Below are 22,225 nucleotides of genomic sequence, written 5' to 3' on the forward strand. Positions count from 1 at the left end.
GACGTACCCATTGACGTGACATGGCCGGGATGCCTAACGTCCCGGCAATCCAGTTGAAACCTTTCACGACGCCGTGAGGGCACGTCCCGGGCGTCGTCGAGGAGCCATCCATGACCCACCCGTCCGACGCGGGACCGGCCCCGGTGCTGGCGTTGAAGGACGTAGCCAAGTCCTTCGGCGCCGTTCGCGCCCTGCGGGGCGTCTCCCTGGAGCTGTTCCCCGGCGAGGTGCACGCCCTCGCCGGTGAGAACGGCGCGGGCAAGTCGACCCTCATCAAGACGCTCGCGGGAGTGCACCGACCCGACGCCGGTCGGGTACTGCTCGACGGCGAGCCCGTCGTCTTCCACGGTCCCGGCGACGCCCGCGACGCCGGCATCGCCGTGATCTACCAGGAGCCCACGCTCTTCCCCGACCTGTCGATCGCCGAGAACATCTTCATGGGCCGCCAGCCCCGGCGGGCCCTCGGCCGTATCGACCACAAGGCCACCCACGAGGCCACCGCCGCCCTGATGCGGCGCCTGGGCGTCGAGCTCGACCCCGACCGCCCCGCGCGCGGCCTGTCCATCGCGGACCAGCAGATCGTCGAGATCGCCAAGGCGCTCTCCTTCGACGCCCGCGTCCTGATCATGGACGAACCGACCGCCGCCCTCACCGGCAGCGAGGTCGCCCGCCTCTTCGGTGTCGTGCGCACCCTGCGCGAGCAGGGCGCGGCGGTGCTGTTCATCTCCCACCGGCTGGAGGAGATCTTCGAGATCTGCCAGCGGGTGACCACCCTGCGCGACGGCGCCTGGATCGCCAGCGAGCCGCTGGCGGACATGACCGAGGACGACCTGGTCCGCCGCATGGTCGGCCGCGACCTCGACGAGCTCTACCCCAAGCAGGACGTCACACCGGGCGAGGTCGCCCTCAGCGTCCGCCGGCTGACCCGCGAGGGTGTCTTCACCGACGTCTCCTTCGAGGTCAGGCGCGGCGAGATCGTCGGCCTCGCCGGCCTGGTCGGCGCCGGCCGCACCGAGGTCGCCCGCGCCGTCTTCGGCATCGACCGCTGGGACGCCGGCGAGGTCGAGGTGCAGGGACGACGGCTCACCAACGGAGCCCCCTCCACCGCGATGGCCGCGGGCCTGGCGCTGGTCCCCGAGGACCGGCGCGCCCAGGGCCTGGTGATGGACATGTCCATCGAGCGCAACATCGGCCTGACCGGCCTGCGCACGACCGTGAGGGCCGGTCTGATGGACCGCGGCGCCGAGCGCAGCCGCTCCCTCGACTGGGCGGTCAAGCTCCAGGTGAAGTACGCCCGGATCGCCGACACCGTCAACACCCTGTCCGGCGGCAACCAGCAGAAGGTCGTCCTCGCCAAGTGGCTGGCCACCGGCCCCCAGGTGCTCATCGTCGACGAACCCACCCGGGGCATCGACGTCGGCACCAAGGCCGAGGTGCACCGGCTGCTCGGCGAGCTGGCCGCCGACGGGGTCGCCGTTCTGATGATCTCCTCCGACCTGCCCGAGATCCTCGGCATGGCCGACCGCGTGCTGGTGATGCACGAGGGCCGGCTCGCCGCCGAGATCCCGCGCACCGAAGCCACCGAGGAAACCGTGATGGCCGCAGCCACCGGGAGGGCCGCCGCATGACGGTGACCACGTCCCACGAGGCACCCGTCGCCGAGACGCCGAGGTCCAGCGGCACCCGGCTGGTCGACCGCGTCTTCAGGATGCGCGAACTCGCCATCCTGGTCGTCTTCCTGGTGATGATCGCCGTCACCCAGGCGGGCAACAGCGAGTTCCTGTCCGAGCAGGGCATCAAGGACCTGCTGCTCAACGCGACCATCCTGGTGCTGGTCGCCACCGGCCAGTCCCTGGTCGTCATCACCCGCAACGTCGACCTGTCGGTCGGCTCCACCCTCGGCATCAGCGCCTTCGCCGCCGGCGCCTATCTGCACGGCGGCGGCAACCCGGTGATCGCGATCGTGCTGGCGGTGCTGCTCGGCATCGGCTTCGGGCTGCTCAACGGCCTCCTGGTCAGCCTCGGCCAGGTGCCCGCCCTCGTCGTCACCCTCGGCACGCTCTACATCATCCGGGGCATCGACTCCATCTGGGTCGGCTCACGGCAGATCACCGCGGCCGACCTGCCCGGCTCGTTCGTCGACTTCGGCTCCGGCGGTCTCTCCGCGGTGCCCTGGCTCGCGCTGATCGCGCTCGCCGTCCTCGTCGCCACCGCGTACTACCTCAAGCACTTCGGCAGCGGCCGCGAGCTGTACGCGCTCGGCTCCAACCCGGAGGCCGCCCGCCTGGCCGGCATCCCGGTCCGCAAGCGGATCCTCACCGCCTACACCTTCTGCGGCGGCCTCGCCGGCCTCGCCGGGGCGATGTACCTGGCCCGGTTCGGCAACGTCGACTCCGGCACCGGCAGCGGCTACGAACTGACCGTCGTCAGCGCGGTCGTGGTCGGCGGCGTCGTCTTCACCGGCGGCTCCGGCAGCGTCTACGGCGCGGCCCTCGGCGCGCTGCTGCTCACCTCCATCAACAGCGTCCTGCCCGCCCTCGGCGTGAGCTCGGTCTGGGTGCTCGCCATCAACGGCGTGCTGCTCCTGCTCGCCATCGCCGTCGACCGGGTCGTCGCCGTACGGGTGGCGTCCGCGCTCAAGAAGAAGTCGGCCGCGGCGCGCACCGCCGGCGCCCCCGCGAAGACCACCGCCCAGAAGGGAGACGCCGGCCATGCCTGAGTCCCTCACCCGCGCCGTCCGCTGGGACACGGTCGTCGGCGCCCTCCTGATCGTCCTGCTGCTGTTCTCGTTCACCTTCGTGGACGGCTTCGGCAACGCCCTCAACCTGTCCTTCCTGATCGGCAACACCCTGCCCATCGCCCTGGTCGCGCTGCCGATGACCCTGCTGGTCGTCTCCGGCGAGATCGACCTGTCGGTCGCCTCCACCGCCGGACTGTCCGGCGCGGTGATGGGCGCGCTGTGGAACCAGGGCATGACGATCGAGACGATCATCCCGATCTGCCTGCTGCTCGGCGTGGCGTGCGGGCTGGTCAACGGACTGCTCGTGACCCGGCTCGGGCTGCCGTCCCTCGCCGTCACCATCGGTACCCTCGCCGCCTACCGGGGCATCGCGCAGATCGTCCTCGGCTCCGACGCGGTCACCGACTTCCCCACCCAGTACCTGGACTTCGCGGCCGGCCGAGTGGGCGACAGCTTCCTCCCGCAGGCCTTCCTGCCCTTCGTCGTGCTCCTCGCCGTCGCCGTGGTCGTCCTGCACGCCACCCCCTTCGGCCGCTCGCTCTTCGCGATCGGCGCCAGCGAGGAGGCCGCCCGGTTCGCCGGCGTCCGGGTCAAGCGGCACAAGCTGATCCTGTTCACGGTGACCGGCCTGATGGCCTCCCTCACCGGCATCTTCTGGGCCCTGCACTACGCCAGCGCCCGCTACGACAACGCCACCGGCCTCGAACTCTCCGTCATCGCGGCCGTCCTGCTCGGCGGCATCGACTTCGACGGCGGCAAGGGCACGCTCGGCGGTGCGATCGCCGGAGTCTTCCTGCTCGGCGCCGCGCAGAACGTGATGAGCCTCCAGGACGTCTCCGCACAGTCGCAGATCGTCGTCACCGGCGTCCTGCTCGTCGTCTCCGTGCTCGGCCCCCGGGTCGCACGGCAGATCTCCGTCGCACGGGCCGGCCGCAGAGCCGCGGCCCCGACTCCGACGGCTTAACTCCGCCTCGCACACTCGTAAAGGAACCCCGTGATGCGCAAGTCATCCCTCCGTCGTGCCTGCGCGGCCCTGGCCGCCGTCTCCTCCCTCGCGCTCGCCGCCACCGCCTGCGGCGGCACGACCAAGGAGGACGTGAAGAACGAGAGCACCGGCGCCGCCGCCTCCGCCGGCAAGGCCGACCCGAACGCGGCCACCAAGAAGGGCCTGACCGTCGGCTTCCTGCCCAAGCAGGTCAACAACCCCTACTTCACCTCCGCAGACAAGGGCGGCGAGGCGGCCCTGAAGGACCTGGGCTCCGGCTACAAGGAGGTCGGCCCCTCCAGCGCCACCGACACCTCCAGCCAGGTCAGCTACGTCAACACGCTCACCCAGCAGCAGGTCGACGCGATGGCCGTGTCCGCCCAGGACCCGGGCGCCCTGTGCACCGCGCTCAAGCAGGCCATGAGCAACAAGATCAAGGTCGTCACCTACGACTCGGACACCAACCCCGAGTGCCGCAACGCCTTCGTCTCGCAGGCCTCCGCCGAGGACCTCGGCCGCACCGAGGTCCAGCTGCTCGCCGAACAGATCGGCTACAAGGGCGAGATCGCGATCCTGTCGGCCGCGCAGACCGCGACGAACCAGAACGTCTGGATCGACTTCATGAAGAAGGAGCTGGCCGACCCGAAGTACAAGGACGTCAAGCTCGTCAAGGTGGCCTACGGCAACGACGACGCCCAGCAGTCCTTCCAGCAGACCCAGGGCCTGCTCCAGCAGTACCCGAACCTCAAGGGGATCATCTCCCCGACCACCGTCGGCATCAAGGCCGCCGCCCAGTACCTGTCGGGCTCCAAGTACAAGGGCAAGGTCAAGCTGACCGGCCTCGGCACGCCCAACGACATGCGCACCTACGTCAAGAACGGCACCGTCGACGCCTTCGAGCTGTGGGACCCCGCGAAGCTCGGCGCGCTGGCCGCCCGGACGGCGGTCGCCCTCGTCTCGGGCCAGATCACCGGCAAGGAGGGCGAGACCTTCAAGGCCGGCACCACCACTTACACCATCGGCAAGGACGGCGTGATCAGCCTCGGCAAGCCGACCGTGTTCGACGCCAAGAACATCGACCAGTTCAACTTCTAGCCGCCGGTCGCCCCGACGGTCGCTTCCCCCCCCCACGAAGGAGCGGTACTTCATGCAGCGCGTCTGCTTCCTGCTCAAGGTCCGCCAGGACCGGCTCGCCGAGTACCGCGAACGCCACGCCGCCGTGTGGCCGGAGATGCTCCAGGCTCTCTCGGCCACCGGCTGGCACAACTACTCGCTCTTCCTGAGAGACGACGGCCTGCTCGTCGGCTACCTGGAGACCGAGGACTTCGCCGCCGCCCAGGCCGGCATGGAGGCCACCGGCGTCAACGCCCGCTGGCAGGCGGAGATGGCCCCCTTCTTCGAATCCCTCGACGGAGCCCGTCCCGACGAGGCGATGAAGCCCCTCACCGAGGTGTTCCACCTCGCCTGACGCTCCGGCACCGCCCCCGCCGTTCCCCGCTCCGACCGTGCCCCACGCACGCTCCCTTTCGTTCCCCGCTCTCGCAGACGATGGAGTCCTCCGAGATGAGACGACGCACCCTGCTGGCCGGCGCTCTGCTGAGCGCCGCGGCGTCCCCCGTCCTCGCCGCCGGCACCGCCCGCGCCGCCGACCCCGGCCCTTCGGTCACGAAGAAGGCCACCACGCAACTCGACGCCACCGCATTGTTCTTCGTGTCCTACGACGGCCTGGTCAACAACAACTCGTTCCAGAAGAACGGCCTGCTGACCTACAAGGGCCACCAGTACGCCACCTGGTACACCTCCACCAGGAACGCGGTCGTCGCCCGGCGCGTCCTCGGCGGCGCCACCTGGTCCACCGTCACCCTCACCCACCAGCTCAAGGCCAACGACTCCCACAACGTCATCTCCATGGGCGTGTCGAGGACCGACGGCCGCCTCCACCTCACCATGGACTCCCACAGCGACGGCTTCTTCTACGTCAAGTCCGTCGCCGGACTCCTCGACAACCCGGCGACCACCTCATGGACCTCGTCCGTCTTCGGCGCCGTGCAGACCACCCTCGACGGTCTCGCCCTCACCACGCAGTTCACCTACCCGCAGTTCGTCGCCACCCCCGAGGGCCGACTCCAGCTCGGCTACCGGGCCGGGATCTCCGGCAACGGCCGCAACGCCCTGGCCGAGTACGACGGTTCGACGTGGACGAACCTGGGGGAGTGGTCCGCCTCCACCGGCACCTACACCAGCGAGCACGGCTCCTCGACCGCCCGCAACATGTACCTGCACGGCATCGACTACGGCGTCGACGGCCGGCTGCACTCGTTCTTCACCTGGCGCGAGCAGAACAGCGCGGTGATGTGCTCCGGCGGCGGCATCACCAACCACGACACCGGCTACGTGTACTCCACCGACCGCGGCCGTACCTGGCGCAACAACGCGGGCACCGTGGTCGGCACCACCGGCAGCTCCGACACCGTCGCCGTCACCGACGCCGGACTCGTCGTGGACGCGCTCAACCCCGACCACTCCCTGATGAACCAGGAGAGCCAGGCCACCGACTCCGCCGGCCTGCCGCACGCGATCATCAGCTATGTCCCCGGCCGCTTCGGCCAGTGCACCACCGGCTACGTCGCCGACCGCACCGCCAACGGCCGCGCCTTCCACCTGCGCAAGAACTCCTCCGGGAAATGGCAGAAGACGGAGATCCCCGTCGTCCTCGGCTCCAGCCAGCGCACCAAGCTGGTCCTGGACACGTACGACAACGCCTACGCGATCTTCCCCTTCGGCCGGATCGCCGGTGCCTCGAAGGCCTCCGGGTACACCGACTGGACGGTGCTCTTCGACGGCAGCGGCCTCAACGCCTTCGGCGAGGTCGTGATCGACGAACTGCGCGTCAAGGCCGACAACACCCTGTCGTTCATGTACCAGGAGAAGTCGAGCGGGACGACCCCCTCGGCGCTCCGGGTCGTGGACTTCGCCCTGCCCGCATGACCCGTACCCGTACCCGTACCCGGACAGGGGTGCGGCGGGATGACGGTAATGTGAAGGCCGTCCCGCCGTGCCCCGTTCCCCTGGAGGTTCCCGCCTGATGGCCCAGTCGGTGGGTATCAAGGACGTCGCCCGTGCCGCCGGAGTCTCCGTCGGCACGGTGTCCAACGTCATCAACCGCCCCGACACGGTCGCCACGGAGACCCGTGCCCGGGTCCTGTCGGCGATAGACCGCCTCGGGTACGTCCGCAGCGAGTCCGCCCGCCAGCTGCGCGCGGGGCGCAGCCGGATCATGGGGCTGCTCGTCCTGGACATGGGCAACCCCTTCTTCGTCGACGTCGCCCGCGGCGCCGAGCGGGCCGCCCGGGACGCCGGCCTCGGCGTGATGGTCTGCAACAGCGCCGAGAGCGCCGGGGAGGAGGCCGAGTACCTGTCCCTCTTCGCCGAGCAGCGGGTGCGCGGCGTGCTGCTCACCCCGGCCGACGCCACCGGCCGCAACATCGCCTCCTTCCGCCGGCACGGCATCCCCTTCGTGCTGGTCGACCGGGTCTCCGAGGGCACGGCCGAGTGCTCGGTGTCGGTGGACGACGTGGCGGGCGGCGCGCTCGCCGTCCGGCATCTCGTCGACGCCGGCCACCGCTCCATCGCCTACGTCAGCGGCCCGCCCGGCTTCACCCAGGTCCGCGACCGCCGCACCGGCGCGCTGAACGCCCTCGCCGAGGCCGGCCTCGGCCCCGACAGCCTGCGCGAGCTGCCCACCGAGCGGCTCGACGTCGCCGCCGGACGTGACGCGGGCGCCCGGCTGCTCGGCCTCGCCGACCGCCCCACCGCCGTGTTCTGCGCCAACGACCTGCTCGCCCTCGGCGTCCTTCAGGCGATGTACGCGGCCGGCGTCAAGGTCCCCGACGACCTCGCCATCGTCGGCTACGACGACATCGAGTTCGCGGCCGCCGCCGCCGTCCCGCTCACCTCGGTGCGGCAGCCCGCCGTGACCATGGGCGCCCTGGCCGCCGAGATGCTGCTGGAGGAGACCGAGGAGGACGCCGCGGGCGCCGACGGCGAGAGGCGGACGCACGAGCACCGACGCGTGGTGCTCCAGCCGGAGCTGGTGGTGCGCAGGTCCAGCCTGTCCGCACGGTGAGAGCCGCGACAGGGCCCGCCCCGGCTGAACACCCGTTCAGCAGCGTACTGAGCCGCCGTTCAGCACGGGGGCGCGCGGCGGTTCTGCGCCTTTCATGATCCCCCGGGCTGTGGAGCCGCCCCGACATGTGCTGAACTGGGCCGCGGTCCGCACACCGATCGTCCCGGGAGCCCTCGTTGTCCGTCAGCTACCGTCAGCCCGGCGTCGTCCTCACCGACCGCCGGTTCACCGTGCCCCTCGACCACGCCGACCCTGCGGGGGAGACGATCGGGCTCTACGCACGTGAGGTCGTCGCGAGCGACAAGGCCGACCGGGACCTGCCGTGGCTGATCTACCTCCAGGGCGGCCCCGGCTTCGGCGCCCACCGGTTCGTCGGCCGGCCGGCCTGGCTCGGCCGCGCGCTGGAGGAGTACCGCGTCCTGCTCCTGGACCAGCGCGGCACCGGGCACTCCACCCCGGCCAACCGCCAGACGCTCCCGCTGCGCGGCGGGCCGGCCGAACAGGCCGCCTACCTCGCGCACTTCCGCGCCGACTCCATCGTCCGCGACTGCGAACTGATCCGCGCCGAGGTCACCGGCGGCGCACCCTGGACGGTCCTCGGTCAGAGCTTCGGCGGCTTCTGCGCGGTCACCTACCTCTCCCTCGCCCCCGAGGGGCTGGCCGCCGCCCTGATCACCGGCGGCCTGCCCTCGCTGGACGCCCACGCCGACGACGTCTACCGCGCCGCCTACCCGCGCATGGAACGCAAGGTCGCCGCGCACTACGCCCGCTACCCGCAGGACGTCGAACGCGCCCGCCGCGTCGCCGACCACCTCCTGCACCACGAGGTGACCCTCCCGAACGGATACCGGCTGACCGTGGAGGCGTTCCAGAGCCTGGGCATCCTGCTCGGCGGCGGCGAGGGCAGTCACCGCCTGCACCACCTCCTCGAAGAGGTCTTCGTGACCACCCCCCGGGGTCCTGAGCTGTCCGACGCCTTCCAGGAGGAAGTGCAGGGCCAGCTCTCCTTCGCGGGACACCCGCTCTACGCCCTCGTCCACGAGGCGATCTACGGGCAGGGCGCCCGTGCCACCGACTGGTCGGCCGAGCGGGTGCGCGCCGAGTTCCCGCAGTTCGACGCCGCCAAGACGCTCTCCGGGGACGGCCCGCTGCTGCTCACCGGAGAAACGATCCACCCCTGGATGTTCGACGCCGACCCCGCCCTGCGCCCGCTGCGCGAGACCGCCGAGCTCCTGGCCGCCCGGACCGACTGGCCGGCGCTGTACGACCCCGCGCGCCTGGCCGCCAACGAGGTGCCGGTCGCGGCCGCGGTCTACCACGACGACCTCTACGTCGACACCTCCCACTCGCTGCGCACCGCCCGCGCGATCCGCGGGCTGCGCACCTGGGTCACCGACGAGTTCGAGCACGACGGCGTCCGGGCCGGCGGCCCGCGCGTCCTGGACCGCCTGCTCGCCCTGTCCCGTGACGAGGTGTGACGCGGCGGTCACCCGATAGTCTGCGGGCATGACCGAGCCGACGACCCCCCAGCTCCAGCCCATGCCCGAGGACTGGCAGCGCGCCCTGGCCGTGGTGGCGCACCCGGACGACCTGGAGTACGGGTGCGCCGCGGCGATCGCCGGCTGGACCGACGCGGGCCGCGAGATCGGCTATGTGCTGGCCACGCGCGGTGAGGCGGGCATCGACACGCTCGCGCCCGCCGAGTGCGGCCCGCTGCGCGAGCGGGAGCAGCGCGCGAGCGCGGCCGTGGTGGGGGTCTCGTCGGTCGAGTTCCTCGACCACCGCGACGGCGTCGTCGAGTACGGTCCGGCCCTGCGCCGCGACATCGCGGCCGCCATCCGCCGGCACCGCCCCGAGCTCGTGATCACGCTCAACCACCGCGACACCTGGGGCGGAGTCGCCTGGAACACCCCCGACCACGTCGCCGTCGGCCGTGCCGTCCTGGACGCGGCCGGGGACGCCGGCAACCGCTGGATCTTCCCCGAACTCGCGGAGCGGGGTCTGCGGCCCTGGGACGGGGTGCGCTGGGTCGCCGTGGCCGGATCCTCGACGCCCACCCACGCCGTCGACGCGTCGGCCGGTCTGGAGCGTGCGGTGGCCTCGCTGCTCGAACACCGCGCCTACCTCGAGGCCCTGACCGACGAGGCGCCCGAGGCCTACGCGCGGGGGTTCCTGACGGGCACGACGACGGCGGCGGGGGAGCGGTTCGGCGGCCGGCCCGCCGTCGCCTTCGAGCTGTTCAACCGGTAGTCGGGCAGGTCAGTAGGCTGGCGGCATGCAAGAAGACACGGTGGACCGGGCCGACCTGCGCGGCGACTGCGAGAACTGCTTCGGACTGTGCTGCGTGGCCCTGCCCTTCGCCCGCTCCGCGGACTTCGCGATCGACAAGCCCGCCGGCAAGGCGTGCCCGAACCTGGGCGCGGACCACCGCTGCGGCATCCACGCGCGACTGCGGGAGTCCGGCTTCACCGGCTGCACCGTCTACGACTGCTTCGGCGCCGGGCAGAAGGTCTCCCAGGTCACCTTCGGCGGCCGGGACCGGGCCACGGCCCCGCGCGAGGAGGCCCGGCGCATGGCCGAGGCGTTCCCGGTGGTCCGCCAGCTCCACGAACTGCTGTGGTACCTCACCGAGGCGCTCGCCCTCCCCGCCGCCCGCCCGGTCCACGGCGAGCTGCGCCGGCTCCTCGACCGCACCGACGCCCTCACCCGGCTCTCCCCGGACGACCTGGCCGGGCTCGACGTGCCCGCCCACCGCGGGGCCGTCAACGCGCTGCTGCTGAGGACCAGCGAACTGGTCCGCTCCGGCGTTCCCGGGCGCAGGAAGGAGCGGCGGGGCGCCGACCTGGTGGGAGCCCGGCTCAAGGGCGCCGACCTGCGGGGGGCGAACCTCCGCGGCGCCCTTCTGATCGCCGCCGACCTCACGGGCGCGGACCTGCGCCGAGCCGATCTGATCGGCGCCGACCTGCGCGACACCGATCTGACGGACGCCGATCTGACCGGCGCGTTCTTCCTGACCCAGCCGCAGCTGAACGCGGCCCGGGGGAGCGCGGGCACCCGCCTGCCGGAGTCAGTCGCCCGCCCCGCGCACTGGACAGCCGGGCGCTGAGCCCGGCGTCCGGGGCTCCTCGCGCCCCTGCCGGCCCGGGCGGTCCGAGGGACCGCCGACCGGGTCACCGAGCGGGTCGCCGACCGGATCGCCGGTCGGGGAGCCGGCGGGGCCGCCGGCGCGGTCGTCGGCAGGGCTGCCGGACGGCGTCCGCGCGCGCCGCTCCAGACGCATCCGCAGGCCTTCCGGCATCAGCGTCAGCCGTTCCGTGACCCGCAGCCGGTAGGCGGGGTCCGGCCGCAGTTCGTAGCGGCGCAGCAGCAGCCCCAGCACCAGCACGGCCTCGTGCAGCGCGAACTGCCGTCCGATGCAGGCCCGGGCGCCGGTGCCGAACGGCTTGTACGTGTGCGGGGCCCGCGCGCGCACGGCCCGGGCGTCGAAGCGGTCGGGGTCGAAACGCTCCGCGTCGGGCCCCCACACCTGCGGGTCGCGGTGCAGCATGGAGGTGAGGACCAGCGCCCAGCCGCCGCGCCGCACCGGGTGCTCGCCCGCCAGCACGGTGTCCGCCCGGGCCTCGCGCGCGAAGGCCGGCGCCGTGGGCCACAGCCGCAGCGCCTCGTCGAGCACCCGGCGCACGAGGCGCAGCTTCGCGACCTGCTCGTAGCCGGGCACGGCGGCGTCCCCCCACACCCGGTCCACCTCGGCACGGGCCCGGGCCGCGAGGTCCGGGTCGAGGGAGAGGTAGTGCAGGGCGAACGAGAGGGCGCCCGAGGTCGTCTCGTGACCGGCCACCAGGAAGGTGACGACCTGGCGGCGCACGTTGAGCGCCGACAGCCGTTCGCCCGTCGAGGGGTGGGCGGTGTCGAGCATCCGGTCGAGCAGATCGCCCTGGCCGCCGCCCGCCGAACGGCGCGCCCGCACCAGATCGTCGACCGTGCGGTTGAGGAAGGCGATGTCGGCCTCGTTGCGGCGCGTGGCCCGCCGCAACAACGCGGGGGAGGGCACGGTGTTCAGGCGCTGCGCGTAGGTGAGGGTGCCCACCATCGCGGTGACGAACGGGTGCGGGCGGGCGCGTTCGAAGGAGCCGAAGTCGTGCCCGAAGCCGGTGCGCGCGATCGTCTCCAGCGTCAGTTTGGTCATGTCGCCGGGGACGTCCACCGCCCGGCCCGCGGCGAGTTCCGCGTCCCAGTGGCCGGTGAGCCGCTCCGCCACGTCGAGCATCATCGGGTGGTAGGCGGCCATGGCCTCCCGGCTGAAGCCCGGGGCCAGCACGTCGTGCGCCAACTGCCAGTTGGGCTCGTGGTTGTACGCCGTGAACAGCGCGTCGCCGACGACCGGACGCAGGTTGGCGATGCCCAGTCCCACGTGCTTGGCGAACCGCGTCTCGTCCGCCATGTCGGCGGCCAGTTGCGCGCCTCCGACGAACACGAACTCCCGGTTGAACACCTTGCGGCGGAAGATCGGCCCGAGCTCCGCGGCGTACCGCAGGGAGTCCTGCACGGGCGTGTGCCGGCTCGCGCCCAGGAGGTCGCCGAGCAGGGGGATCCGGTACGGCGGATGGGGTATGCGCCCCAGCTCGGGCCAGCCGAGCTCCGCGCTGCGGAAGCCCTTCGGCAGGGCGTCCGCGGGCGCCGCCCCGCCCACGGGGGTCGGCCGCGGAGCCGCCGTGCCGGGCGAGGACGCCGTTCCCGGCGGGACCACCGCCGCGCCCGCCGGCCCCGTGCTCCCAACCGGTCCCGCATGCCCGGCCGTGCCCGTCGTCCCCGTCTCCGCCATGACGCGATCTCCCTTGATGCAGCGGCAGGTTGAGCATGTTGTACGTGGGTTCAATAACGCGCCTCAGTCTGGTGCCGCCGTCGAACCGCCGTCAAGTAAGGTGCGGCCATGGCCGCGAAGCAGGGGGAGGGGCGCACCCGGCGCCGGCTCGGCACCGCGGAGCGCAGGGAGCAGCTCCTGTCGGTCGGGGCGCGACTGTTCTCGGAGAGCCCGTACGACGACGTGTGGATCGAGCAGGTCGCCGAGATCGCCGGGGTCTCCCGCGGGTTGCTCTACCACTACTTCCCCACCAAGCGGGACTTCTTCGCGGCGGTCGTCGAGCGCGAGAGCGAGCGGATGCTGCGCATGACGGCGGCGGTGCCCGGCGTCCCGGTGCGCGAACAGCTCGCGTCCGGCCTCGACGTCTACCTGGAGTACGTGGAGTCCCACGCGCACGGCTACCGGGCGTTCCACCGCGCGGACGCCGCCGGGGACCAGGCCGTGCGCAAGGTCTACCAGCGGGCGCTCGCGGCGCAGGAGCGGCAGATGCTGGCCGCCCTGGGCGCCGATCCCGAGTTCGGCCCGGTCTTCGAGGAGCGCCCCGACGTGCGGCTCGCGGTGCGCGGCTGGCTGGCGTTCACCACGGCGGTCTGCCTGGAGTGGCTGCGCGGATCGGAGCTGTCCCGCGAGCAGGTGCGGGAGTTGTGCGCCAGGGCGCTGCTGGGGGTCATCACGCCCGCGGGGTGATCCCCCCCCCGCGTCCCTTGTGGGGGGCGGTGTGGTTGGCGCGACCCCGGAACTCCGATAGGTTAGGCAAGCCTTACCTTAGGAGGAGTTCGGATGGGTGACAGCCACAGCTGGGCCGCCGTGCCCGCCGCCGCCGAGCGGGCCCGCTCGGTCCTGGCCACCGCATGGTCCTGCGCGGTGACCGCGGACGGCGGACGCGAGGAGTTCGTCGGCGCCCACACCGTCGACGACGACGGCCGGGTGATCCTGCGCGTGCCCGAGGACAGCGCCCTGCTCACGGCGGCGCTCTGCGCGCCCCGCGGCGAGCCGTCCGCCGTGCTGGAGTTCGCCGACGTCGCGCCGGTCCCGGTTCGCCACCGGGTCCGCGCCCGGCTCTGGCTCGCCGGCTGGTTCACCCCCGAGGAGGACCGTCTCGCCTTCCGGTCCACCCGCGTGGTCCTCGCACCGCCCACCGGCGCGGTCGTCGTCGCCCTCGACGAGTTCGCGCAGGCCCGGCCCGATCCGCTCGCCGACGCCGAGGCCCACCTGCTCACCCATCTCGCCGACGCCCACCCGGACGCGGTGGAGCGGCTCACCCGGCTCGTCCCGCCGGACGGCCTGCACGGCGCCGTCCGCGTCCAGCCGCTCGCCGTGGACCGGCACGGGCTCACGTTGCGCGTCGAGCGCGCCCGCACCCACGGCGACGTACGGCTGCCCTTCCACGCCCCCGCCGACGACGTCGGCCGGCTCACCGAACGGATGCACGTCCTGCTCCGCCAGGCGGCCGCCGCGTCCTGTCCCCAGGCCCTACAGCGGCAGCGCGCAGACGGCGACGGGTGAGGCGAACGGCTCGCCCGCGACCCGCAGTCCGCCGTTCGAGCCGTCCACCCGGAACACGCTGACCGTGCCGGAGCGCTGGTCGGCGGCGAACAGCAGCGCGCCGTCCGGCGACAGGGCGATCTGCCGCGGGAAGGCGCCCGCCACCGGCGTGGTGCCCAGCAGCCGCAGCCGGGCGCCCGCCGCCTCCACCGCGTACCGCGCGAGGGTGTCGTCGCCGCGGTTGGCGAGGAAGGCGTACGCGCCGTCCGGCGTGAGCGCCACCTGCGCCGGGTAGTTGGTCCCCGCCTTCGAGCCGGTGGACTGCGGCCGCCCGATCGTCAGCCGGCCGCTCGACGGCTCGTACGCGCACACCGCGACGGTGTCGTCCGCCTCGTTCGCCAGGTAGGCGTGCCGGCCGCCGGGGTGGAAGGTGAGGTGACGCGGACCGGCGCCCGTCCGGGTGTGCGCCTGGGCGACCTCGGTGAGGGCGCCCGTCCGCTCGTCCAGACGGTAGCTGTACACGGTGTCCGTGCCGAAGTCGACGGCCAGGACGTGTCCGCCGTCCGGAGCCGTGATGAACTGGTGCGCGTGCGGGCCCTGTTGGCCGGGCCGCGGCGCCGGGCGGGTGTGCCGGACCAGGTCGGCGCGTTCGCCGAGCGCGCCCGAGGCGTCGATCGGGTGGACGGCCACGGTGCCCGAGCCGAAGTCGGCGCTCAGCAGCCACCGCCCCCCAGGGTGGACCGACAGATGGCAGGTGGCGGCCCCGCCGGTGGCCCGGCTGCCCAGCACCGTGCCGTCGGACAGACGCACCGCGGTCACCGCGCCCCGCTCGCGTTCGTTCACCGCGTACAGGGTCGCGCCGTCCGGATGCACCGCGAGGTAGGAGGGGTCCGGCACCCCGGTGATCGTGCCCTTCGCGGTGATCCGCCCGGACGCGGTGTCGTACGAGGCGACGCCGATGCCCTTCCCGCCCCCCTCCGCGGACGTGTACGTGCCCAGGTACAGCGGGCGCGACCCGGACGGGGCCGGCGAGGCGTCGGACGGGGCCGTCGGGGCGGCGGACGACGAGGGCCGTTCAGGCGGCGCGCCCCGCCGGGCCTGCCCGGCGTCGGCCGGATCGCCGCCGTCGCCACCGCCGCAGCCGGCCAGCGCCGGCCCCGCGACCACGCCGCCGATCGCGCCGAGCGCCCCGACGAAACGGCGCCTCGTCCACGGCGCCGCCGCCCCGCCCGCCGGCGGGCCGGGGGACCCCCGGCGCGCCGCTCCCGTCCCACTGTCCATGCCCGCACCTCAGGTCCGTCGTCCGCCTCCACCGTGACAGCCACCTTGACCCGGACCGACCGGCCGGCGCAAAAGCGCCCAACGACGACGGCCGGCCGGGGGGGGGCTCGCGGACGGGTGGAGGACGACCCGTGACGCCGCCCGCGTCATCCGGCGTGGCGCTGGGCGTCGGGCCGCTTACCGCGCGCGCGGCGCGACGCGCGCAGACGCTGCCTGAACCGGTACAGCCACGGCCTGCGCTCGCGCTGCTCGTGGCTGTTGCGGTCCAGTTCCTCCAGGAGCCGGCGGGACCGGTGCTCGGTGTCCAGCTCGTCGAGGATGCGCGTGACCTCGGTCAGCACCGCGCCGTGCAGCTGCCACTGGCGGGCGTCGTGCTGGAGCTGCTCCAGCAACAGCTGCGCCAGCTTGTCGCGGGTGGTGGCGGCCTGGCGCAGCTCGGCGGTGAGCCGGGCCTCGGCGGCGTCCGCGTTCAGGCTGACGTGCGTGGTCACCAGCACCGCGAAGCTGACCACCGCGTCGGCCATCTCGGACAGCACCTGCTCCACGACCTCGCCGGTCGCGGGCGGGAACAGCGGACGCGGCTCGCGCTCCTTGGCGAGGTCGGTGAGGGACCGGGCGAGCACCCGCAGCACGACCGTGCAGATCTCCAGGGTGTCCAGACCGGTGCGCAGCACCACGCGGTGCAGCAGCCCCTCCCGGACGCGGGGGTTCAGCCGCAGGCTCTCCTCGGCCTGGCGCAGGGCCGCGTCCACCTCGACGATGTCGTGGTCCAGCCGCCGGGCCTCGTGCAGCCGTGCGGCCGCCTGCTCGACCGGGGTGCGGCCGGCGGCCTCCTCGCCGATGCGCAGCATCAGCTGGCGCAGCCGCCGGGCCAGCCCCTCGATCGACTCGCCGGCCTCCTCCACCCACACCGGCGGCGGCAGCAGGAGGTTGCAGCCGAGGCCGACGACCGCGCCGATCAGCGTCTCCACCACCCGTGCCCACGCCGTGTCGCCGACGGTGGTGACGCCCAGCACCAGCATGGCGCTGATCGCCACCTCCGGGACGTACTCGTCGACCCGGACCAGATGGCCCACGCCCAGCGAGGCCACGATCAGCAGGCCAAGGCTCCACCAGGTCAGGCCGACCAGCAGGCTGAAGACGATGGCGACGACGACGCCGGCGACCACCGCGGTCACCCGGCGCACGCCGTTGGTGAGGGTCGCGTACAAGGTGACCTGGACGACCAGCAGCGCCGTCAGCGGCGCGGTGAGCGGCAGTGCCTCGGGGCTCAGCCGCAGCGCGATGACGTAGGCGACGGAGGCCGCGGCTGCCGACCGCAGGGCCTGGACGACGACGGGTTCCCGATGGCGCCGCACCAGCCGCACGAGCGGCGCCGCACGCTGACGTACTTCTTGCATTCCCAGACGCGTTCCCCTTCCCCGGCGGGCTCGAACGTCCCGTCCGCCCCGCGATGGACCGGACGGCCGCAAGGACCCCTGGCCGCCGTCGCCGGAGGCCCGTCAGGCGTACAGCCTGTCGATGAAGGCCGACAGGTTGTCCGTGGCGCGGGCGATCTGCTCCTCCAGGGTGAGGCTCTCCTCGAAGCGGGCCCCCGGCTCCAGCGGCTTCCTGCCGCGCAGGTAGAGCGAGCAGGCCAGATCCGTGCACATGTACAGGCCGACCGAGTCGCCCTCCCGGCCGGCGGCGCCCGCCTTGCGCGCGGTCATCAGCGAGACGCCGCCACCGGGGTGGGTGGTCAGGCACAGCGAGCACATGCTGCGGTGCGTGAGCGCGCGCCGCGTGGACGCGAAGCGCAGGGCGACGCCCACCGGGGAGCCGTCGCGTTCGGCGACGAGACAGCTGCGGTCGGGTGCGCCGGGATCCCGCCAGCCGAGGAAGTCCAGGTCGGCCCAGGGCAGCCGGTCCAGGTCGCGCGGGACGGTCATCCGCGCGGCCTCCCCCTTGGAGCAGTTGACGAAGGAGCGGCGCAGGGAACGTTCGTCGAGCGGCTTCACGGGTCTCTCCTGAGGACGGGCGCGTGCGACGTGGGGACCGAAGCGATCGGACCCACAACCTAGAGGTCCTAGGTTCTGACCTAGGCTAGGTAGCCGAGTGGCGGGGATCCAGTGGATTTCCGCGAGCGCGGGTCACTCGTCGCCGGACGGGGCCGGCGGCCAGACGCCTGCCGCCAGCACCCCCAGCGCATAGGCGCGGGCCACCAGTTCGGTCCGGTTCGCCGCGTCCCAGCGGGAGGACAGCCGCCGCAGGTGGTAGGTCACCCCGTCCGGGGTGAGGCCGGTCTCGCGGGCGGCGCGGGCCGTCGTGGCGCCCCCGGCGAGCAGCGCGAGGATGCGCGCCTCCACGGGCGTCACCCGGGCCGGCGCGACGGCCGCCCGCGGGGCGGGCTCGTCGAGGACGCGCAGCATCACCAGCAGCGCGGGCGTGTCCCCGACGCTGTCGCTGACCGGGTCCGCCGTCAGCTCGCCGAGCCGCTCCCCGCCCGTGGGGCCCCGCCAGCGCACCGACACCTGGTAGCGCGAGCGGTGCCGCAGCCGCAGCGCCTCGGCGATCCGCTCCACCTGCACCGACTCCCGCGGCCGGAACAGCTCCAGCACGTCCCGCCCGCGCAGCCGCCCGGGACTCGTGCCGCACTGCGCGGCCATCGCCGGATTGGCCAGCAGGACCGCGCCGTGCACGTCGCACACCGCGACCGGCACCGACACCCGGTCGAAGAGCGTCAGCGCGCGGTTGCGCCACACCACGGCCCCGCCGCGCGCCTCCTCGCCCGGCCCGCCCCTGTCGTCCACGGCCGGGTCATCCATGGACGGGGTGTGCCGCCTGCCAGGCCAGCCGCGGATCCGCCTCCTCGCCGACGGCCGTGAGGAACTCGTCCAGGTCGAGGAACTCCTCCCAGGCCGGCCGCCCGCTCGCCCGGCACAGCTCCGCCACGACCAGGTCCTCCAGCTCGGCCACCCGCTTGTTCTTCCACACCTTGTCCGCCAGGCTCACCAGCAGATCCTCCAGCCCGGCGCCCGGGGTCCCCCAGGAGGCGTGGTTCGCGGCGAACCGGGCGAGGTGCGGGCTCACGCCATGGGCCAGCAGCAGGTCCCGCCCGGCCTCCTCGTGCCGCGAGCCGGGGCCGGACAGCTCCCCGGGATGCAGGGTCTTGCCGATGTCGTGCGTGGCCGCACCGAACAGCACCGCCCACCGGTCCACGGCCGGCGCCGGATCGCGTCGTCCCACCCGGTCGAGGAGCCGGGCCGCGACGTCGTGCACGCACCTGAGGTGAGCGACCAGCCGCAGCGGCGCGCCGACCTCGGCCAAAAGCGCCGCCACCTCCTCGGGCAGCGGACGCAGCACGGGATCCGAGGTCGCGCCGAGGGCGACCGACGGCACGGTGGGGACGGTGGTCATCCGGCAAGCCTAATGACCCGCCCGATAACCCCCGCCGGCCCGCCCCCGCAACCCCTCGCGGGCCTCGGCCACTGCACGAACGTGTAGGGCGACGGCAGGGGACGGCCCCGCGAGTGGATCACGCTGTACCGCGGTACGCCGTACACCCCCACAGCGAAAGGCAGTTGTCGCGCCATGCCCCCCACCGCGCCGCGCGCCCACCGGGCCGCCGGTTCCGTCCCCGTCGTCGACGTCAGCGCCACCGGCCCCGGCCGCACCCCCGTCCAGCAGGTCATGCACCTGATGCGCGAACACGGGCCGCTGCTCGTGCGGCGGTTGCACGGCCGCGACACCCTCTTCGTGGCCGACCCCGACCTCGTCGCCGACCTCGCCGACGAACGGCGGTTCGCCAAGCACGTCGGGCCCGCCCTGGAGAACGTCCGCGAGTTCGCCGCCGACGGGCTGTTCACCGCGTACAACGACGAGCCCAACTGGGCGAAGGCGCACGACATCCTGATGCCGGCCTTCGCCCTCGGCTCCCTGCGCGCCTACCACCCCGTGATGCTGAAGGTGGCCCGTCGGCTCGTCGACGCCTGGGACCGCGCGGCCCGCGACGGCCTGCCGGTGAACGTCCCCGACGACATGACCCGCATGACCCTCGACACCATCGGACTCGCCGGCTTCGGCTACGACTTCGGCTCCTTCGAACGGGACGAGCCGCACCCCTTCGTCGAGGCCATGGTCCGCTGCCTGGAGTGGAGCATGACCCGCCCCGCCCGCCTGCCCGGCGAGGACCACTCGGCCGCCGACGCCGCCTTCCGGGCCGACGCGGACCACCTGGCCCGCGTGGTCGACGACGTCATCGCCGCGCGCACCGCGGACGGCGGCGCGGACCCGGACGCCGAGGACCTGCTCGGCCTGATGCTCACCGCCGAGCACCCGGCCGACGGCTGCGGCCTCGACCTCGCCAACATCCGCAACCAGGTCATCACCTTCCTGATCGCGGGCCACGAGACCACCTCCGGCGCGATGTCGTTCGCGCTGTACCACCTGGTCAAGGACCCCACCGCGCTCAGGCTCGTGCAGCGCGAGGCGGACGCTCTGTGGGGCGACGCCGCCGACCCGGAGCCGACGTACGACGAGGTCGGCCGTCTGACCTACACCCGGCAGGTGCTCAACGAGGCGCTGCGGCTGTGGCCCACGGCGGCCGCCTTCAGCCGGGCGGCGCGCGAGGACACCCTGCTCGGCGGCCGGGTCCCGTTGAAGGCGGGGGAGCCCGTGGTCGTCCTCGCGCCGATGCTGCACCGGCAGCCCGTCTGGGGCGACAACCCCGAGCTGTTCGACCCCTCCCGTTTCACGCCCGAGGCGCAGGCGGCGCGCCCGGTGCACGCCTTCAAACCCTTCGGCACCGGGGAACGGGCCTGCATCGGACGGCAGTTCGCGCTGCACGAGGCGACCATGCTGCTGGCCATGCTGGCCCACCGCTACCGGCCGCAGGACCACGCCGACTACCGCCTCTCGGTGAAGGAGACCCTCACCCTCAAGCCCGACGGCTTCACCCTCACGCTCGCGCCGCGCACCGCCGCCGACCGTGTCCACCCCGAACTCCCCGGCGCGGCACGGGCCGAGACCGCGCAGGCCGACACGAGCGCCCTGCCCGCCCGGGTCCGCCCCGGCTCCGGCGCGCTCTTCCTGCACGGCAGCAACTACGGCACGTGCCGGGAGTTCGCGGCCCGGCTCGCCGAGGAGGCCGCCGCGATCGGCTGCGACACCGAGGTGGCCCCGCTGGACGCCTACGCGGGCCGGCTCCCCGCGGACCGCCCGGTGATCGTGGTCGCCGCCTCCTACAACGGCCGCCCCACCGACGACGCCACCGCCTTCGCCGCCTGGCTCGACGGCGAGCACGACCTCTCCGGCGCGACGTACGCCGTCCTCGGCGTCGGCGACCGCAACTGGGCCGCGCCACCTACCAGCAGATGCCCCTGCGCATCGACCGGCGGCTCGCCGAGCTCGGCGCCGCCCGCCTCCTCGAGCGCGCCGCCGCCGACGCCTCCGGCGACCTGACCGGCGCCGTGGACGAGTTCACCGCCCGGCTGCGCACCGCCCTGCTGGAGCGGTACGGCGACCCGGCCGCCAGGGAACCGGCCGCCGGGCCCGCGCCCGCCTACGAGGTGCGCACCCTGACCGGCGGTCCGCTGGACGCCCTCGCCGCCCGGCACGGACTGGTCGCGATGCGGGTGGCCGAGGCGCGCGATCTCACCGCCCCCGGCCACCCCCGCCGCAAGCGGTTCCTGCGCGTCGCCCTGCCCGAGGGGACCGGCTACCGCACGGCCGACCACCTCACCGTGCTGCCCGCGAACGCCCCCGGCCTCGTCACCCGGGTCGCCGCCGCGCTCGGCGTCGACCTCGACGAGGTGCTGGACATCCGCCCGGGCCGCCCGCGACGCGACGCGCTCGCCGTCGACCGCCCCCTGACCGCGCGTCAGCTCCTGACCCACCACGTCGAGTTGCAGGAGCGGCCGGGCGCGGCCCAGCTCGCCGTGCTGTCCGCCGCCAACCCCTGCCCGCCCGAGCGCGCGGCCCTCGCCGCCTTCCCCGAGGACGACCCGCGCACCCTCGTCGAGGTGCTGGAGGCCTTCCCGGCGCTGCGCGGCGCACTGGACTGGCCCCGGCTGCTGGAGCTCCTCACCCCGCTGCGCCCCCGGCACTACTCCATCTCCTCCTCGCCGGCCGTCGACCCCCGGCACGCGGACCTGATGGTCTCGCTGCTGGAGGCGCCCGCCCGGTCGGGCGACGGCGTCTACCGGGGCACGGGCTCCGGGCATCTGGCGGATCTCGCGCCGGGCGACACCGTGTACGCCCGCGTCCAGCCCTGTCGCGCGGCCTTCCGCGTCGACGACCGCACACCCGTGGTCATGGTGGCGGCCGGCACCGGCCTCGCCCCCTTCCGCGGGGCCGTCGCCGACCGCGGCGCGGCCCTCGCCGCGGGCGGCCGGCTGCGGCCCGCCCTGTGCTACTTCGGCTGCGACGCGCCCGACGCCGACTTCCTGCACGCCGACGAGCTGCGGGCCGCCGAGGACGCGGGCGCGGTCGCCCTGCGCCCCGTCTTCAGCGCGGCCCCCGAGAACGGGATGTCGTTCGTCCAGCACCGCATCGCCGCCGAGGCCGACGAGGTGTGGGGGCTGCTGGCCGACGGCGCCCGGGTGTACGTGTGCGGCGACGGCTCGCGGATGGCGCCCGGCGTCCGGGACGCGTTCCGTACCCTGTACCGGGAGCGCACCCCCGGCGCCGACGACGAGGGCGCCCGGGCGTGGCTCGACGAGCTGGTCGCGGACGGCCGTTACGTCGAGGACGTGTACGCGGCGGGCTGAC

The 22,225-nt window shown here is 73.7% G+C and carries 18 protein-coding genes and 1 pseudogene; 13 read left to right on the forward strand and 6 right to left on the reverse strand.

The window, feature by feature from the left end; translation table 11 throughout:
• Positions 1-110 precede the first annotated feature (110 nt).
• The 10 genes from KMS84_RS08910 to KMS84_RS08955 all read left to right on the forward strand — a co-directional run bounded on the left by KMS84_RS08910 (position 111) and on the right by KMS84_RS08955 (position 10,957).
• Entirely contained in the window at positions 111-1,628 is a 1,518-nt protein-coding gene (locus tag KMS84_RS08910) for a sugar ABC transporter ATP-binding protein (protein ID WP_256915553.1), read from the forward strand.
• Positions 1,625-2,719, forward strand: a complete 1,095-nt coding sequence (locus KMS84_RS08915) for an ABC transporter permease (protein WP_256915554.1) — start codon at positions 1,625-1,627, stop codon at positions 2,717-2,719. Before KMS84_RS08910 ends, KMS84_RS08915 begins: the two co-directional genes overlap by 4 nt.
• A complete protein-coding gene (locus KMS84_RS08920; protein ID WP_256915555.1) occupies positions 2,712-3,704 on the forward strand; it encodes an ABC transporter permease in 993 nt (330 codons plus the stop codon). The genes KMS84_RS08915 and KMS84_RS08920 overlap by 8 nt, the downstream gene beginning before the upstream one ends.
• A 33-nt stretch (positions 3,705-3,737) precedes the next feature.
• Entirely contained in the window at positions 3,738-4,820 is a 1,083-nt protein-coding gene (rhaS, locus tag KMS84_RS08925; RefSeq protein WP_256915556.1) for a rhamnose ABC transporter substrate-binding protein, read from the forward strand.
• A gap of 52 nt (positions 4,821-4,872) precedes the next feature.
• Positions 4,873-5,193, forward strand: a complete 321-nt coding sequence (locus KMS84_RS08930) for an L-rhamnose mutarotase (RefSeq protein WP_189924428.1) — start codon at positions 4,873-4,875, stop codon at positions 5,191-5,193.
• 95 nt (positions 5,194-5,288) lie between these two features.
• Positions 5,289-6,713, forward strand: a complete 1,425-nt coding sequence (locus KMS84_RS08935) for a BNR repeat-containing protein (RefSeq protein ID WP_256915557.1) — start codon at positions 5,289-5,291, stop codon at positions 6,711-6,713.
• 97 nt (positions 6,714-6,810) lie between these two features.
• Complete coding sequence (locus tag KMS84_RS08940; protein ID WP_256915558.1) at positions 6,811-7,851, forward strand: LacI family DNA-binding transcriptional regulator; 1,041 nt, start codon at positions 6,811-6,813, stop codon at positions 7,849-7,851.
• A gap of 176 nt (positions 7,852-8,027) precedes the next feature.
• Complete coding sequence (locus KMS84_RS08945) at positions 8,028-9,329, forward strand: alpha/beta fold hydrolase (protein WP_256915559.1); 1,302 nt, start codon at positions 8,028-8,030, stop codon at positions 9,327-9,329.
• A gap of 28 nt (positions 9,330-9,357) precedes the next feature.
• The gene (locus tag KMS84_RS08950; RefSeq protein ID WP_256915560.1) at positions 9,358-10,101 is read left to right on the forward strand and encodes a PIG-L deacetylase family protein; all 744 of its coding nucleotides are present in this window, start codon (positions 9,358-9,360) and stop codon (positions 10,099-10,101) included.
• A gap of 25 nt (positions 10,102-10,126) precedes the next feature.
• Positions 10,127-10,957: a pentapeptide repeat-containing protein gene (locus KMS84_RS08955; RefSeq protein WP_256915561.1), complete on the forward strand. Its 831-nt coding sequence runs from the start codon at positions 10,127-10,129 to the stop codon at positions 10,955-10,957.
• Here KMS84_RS08955 and KMS84_RS08960 read toward each other — a convergent pair.
• The gene (locus KMS84_RS08960; protein WP_256915562.1) at positions 10,919-12,673 is read right to left on the reverse strand and encodes a cytochrome P450; all 1,755 of its coding nucleotides are present in this window, start codon (positions 12,671-12,673) and stop codon (positions 10,919-10,921) included. The two genes, KMS84_RS08955 and KMS84_RS08960, sit on opposite strands and share 39 nt — an antisense overlap.
• Before the next feature lie 108 nt (positions 12,674-12,781).
• Between KMS84_RS08960 and KMS84_RS08965 the strand changes: the two genes are divergently transcribed.
• Together KMS84_RS08965 and KMS84_RS08970 are read left to right on the forward strand one after the other, a co-directional pair.
• Positions 12,782-13,399 carry a TetR/AcrR family transcriptional regulator gene (locus KMS84_RS08965; protein ID WP_256915563.1) on the forward strand — a complete coding sequence of 206 codons (618 nt, stop codon included), beginning with the start codon at positions 12,782-12,784 and terminating at the stop codon, positions 13,397-13,399.
• 93 nt (positions 13,400-13,492) lie between these two features.
• Entirely contained in the window at positions 13,493-14,218 is a 726-nt protein-coding gene (locus KMS84_RS08970) for a DUF2470 domain-containing protein (RefSeq protein ID WP_256915564.1), read from the forward strand.
• Here the strand turns inward: KMS84_RS08970 and KMS84_RS08975 are convergent.
• From KMS84_RS08975 to KMS84_RS08995, 5 genes are all read right to left on the reverse strand, one after another.
• Entirely contained in the window at positions 14,186-15,478 is a 1,293-nt protein-coding gene (locus tag KMS84_RS08975; protein ID WP_256915565.1) for a lactonase family protein, read from the reverse strand. The genes KMS84_RS08970 and KMS84_RS08975 overlap by 33 nt on opposite strands.
• A 146-nt stretch (positions 15,479-15,624) precedes the next feature.
• Positions 15,625-16,878, reverse strand: coding sequence for an FUSC family protein (locus KMS84_RS08980; protein ID WP_256915566.1), 1,254 nt, complete (start codon positions 16,876-16,878; stop codon positions 15,625-15,627).
• 102 nt (positions 16,879-16,980) lie between these two features.
• Positions 16,981-17,475, reverse strand: coding sequence for an FBP domain-containing protein (locus KMS84_RS08985; protein WP_256915567.1), 495 nt, complete (start codon positions 17,473-17,475; stop codon positions 16,981-16,983).
• 132 nt (positions 17,476-17,607) lie between these two features.
• Positions 17,608-18,282 (reverse strand): PAS domain-containing protein, encoded by a 675-nt coding sequence (locus KMS84_RS08990; protein WP_256915568.1) that lies wholly within the window; start codon positions 18,280-18,282, stop codon positions 17,608-17,610.
• Entirely contained in the window at positions 18,275-18,874 is a 600-nt protein-coding gene (locus tag KMS84_RS08995; protein ID WP_256915569.1) for an HD domain-containing protein, read from the reverse strand. Before KMS84_RS08995 ends, KMS84_RS08990 begins: the two co-directional genes overlap by 8 nt.
• Before the next feature lie 174 nt (positions 18,875-19,048).
• Here KMS84_RS08995 and KMS84_RS09000 point away from each other — a divergent pair.
• Positions 19,049-22,224 (forward strand): annotated as a pseudogene (locus tag KMS84_RS09000) (bifunctional cytochrome P450/NADPH--P450 reductase).
• Position 22,225 lies beyond the last annotated feature (1 nt).

Source organism: Streptomyces hilarionis (genome assembly GCF_024539675.1).
In the GTDB taxonomy this organism is placed as follows: Bacteria; Actinomycetota; Actinomycetes; order Streptomycetales; family Streptomycetaceae; genus Streptomyces; species Streptomyces hilarionis.

Bases quoted from the DNA above. Each gene is read 5' to 3' on its own strand.
- KMS84_RS08910 (WP_256915553.1), top strand. From the start codon at position 111: ATGACCCACCCGTCCGACGCGGGACCGGCCCCGGTGCTGGCGTTGAAG.
- KMS84_RS08915 (WP_256915554.1), top strand. From the start codon at position 1,625: ATGACGGTGACCACGTCCCACGAGGCACCCGTCGCCGAGACGCCGAGG.
- KMS84_RS08920 (WP_256915555.1), top strand. From the start codon at position 2,712: ATGCCTGAGTCCCTCACCCGCGCCGTCCGCTGGGACACGGTCGTCGGC.
- rhaS (WP_256915556.1), top strand. From the start codon at position 3,738: ATGCGCAAGTCATCCCTCCGTCGTGCCTGCGCGGCCCTGGCCGCCGTC.
- KMS84_RS08930 (WP_189924428.1), top strand. From the start codon at position 4,873: ATGCAGCGCGTCTGCTTCCTGCTCAAGGTCCGCCAGGACCGGCTCGCC.
- KMS84_RS08935 (WP_256915557.1), top strand. From the start codon at position 5,289: ATGAGACGACGCACCCTGCTGGCCGGCGCTCTGCTGAGCGCCGCGGCG.
- KMS84_RS08940 (WP_256915558.1), top strand. From the start codon at position 6,811: ATGGCCCAGTCGGTGGGTATCAAGGACGTCGCCCGTGCCGCCGGAGTC.
- KMS84_RS08950 (WP_256915560.1), top strand. From the start codon at position 9,358: ATGACCGAGCCGACGACCCCCCAGCTCCAGCCCATGCCCGAGGACTGG.
- KMS84_RS08955 (WP_256915561.1), top strand. From the start codon at position 10,127: ATGCAAGAAGACACGGTGGACCGGGCCGACCTGCGCGGCGACTGCGAG.
- KMS84_RS08960 (WP_256915562.1), bottom strand. From the start codon at position 12,673: ATGGCGGAGACGGGGACGACGGGCACGGCCGGGCATGCGGGACCGGTT.
- KMS84_RS08965 (WP_256915563.1), top strand. From the start codon at position 12,782: ATGGCCGCGAAGCAGGGGGAGGGGCGCACCCGGCGCCGGCTCGGCACC.
- KMS84_RS08970 (WP_256915564.1), top strand. From the start codon at position 13,493: ATGGGTGACAGCCACAGCTGGGCCGCCGTGCCCGCCGCCGCCGAGCGG.
- KMS84_RS08975 (WP_256915565.1), bottom strand. From the start codon at position 15,478: ATGGACAGTGGGACGGGAGCGGCGCGCCGGGGGTCCCCCGGCCCGCCG.
- KMS84_RS08980 (WP_256915566.1), bottom strand. From the start codon at position 16,878: ATGCAAGAAGTACGTCAGCGTGCGGCGCCGCTCGTGCGGCTGGTGCGG.
- KMS84_RS08990 (WP_256915568.1), bottom strand. From the start codon at position 18,282: ATGGATGACCCGGCCGTGGACGACAGGGGCGGGCCGGGCGAGGAGGCG.
- KMS84_RS08995 (WP_256915569.1), bottom strand. From the start codon at position 18,874: ATGACCACCGTCCCCACCGTGCCGTCGGTCGCCCTCGGCGCGACCTCG.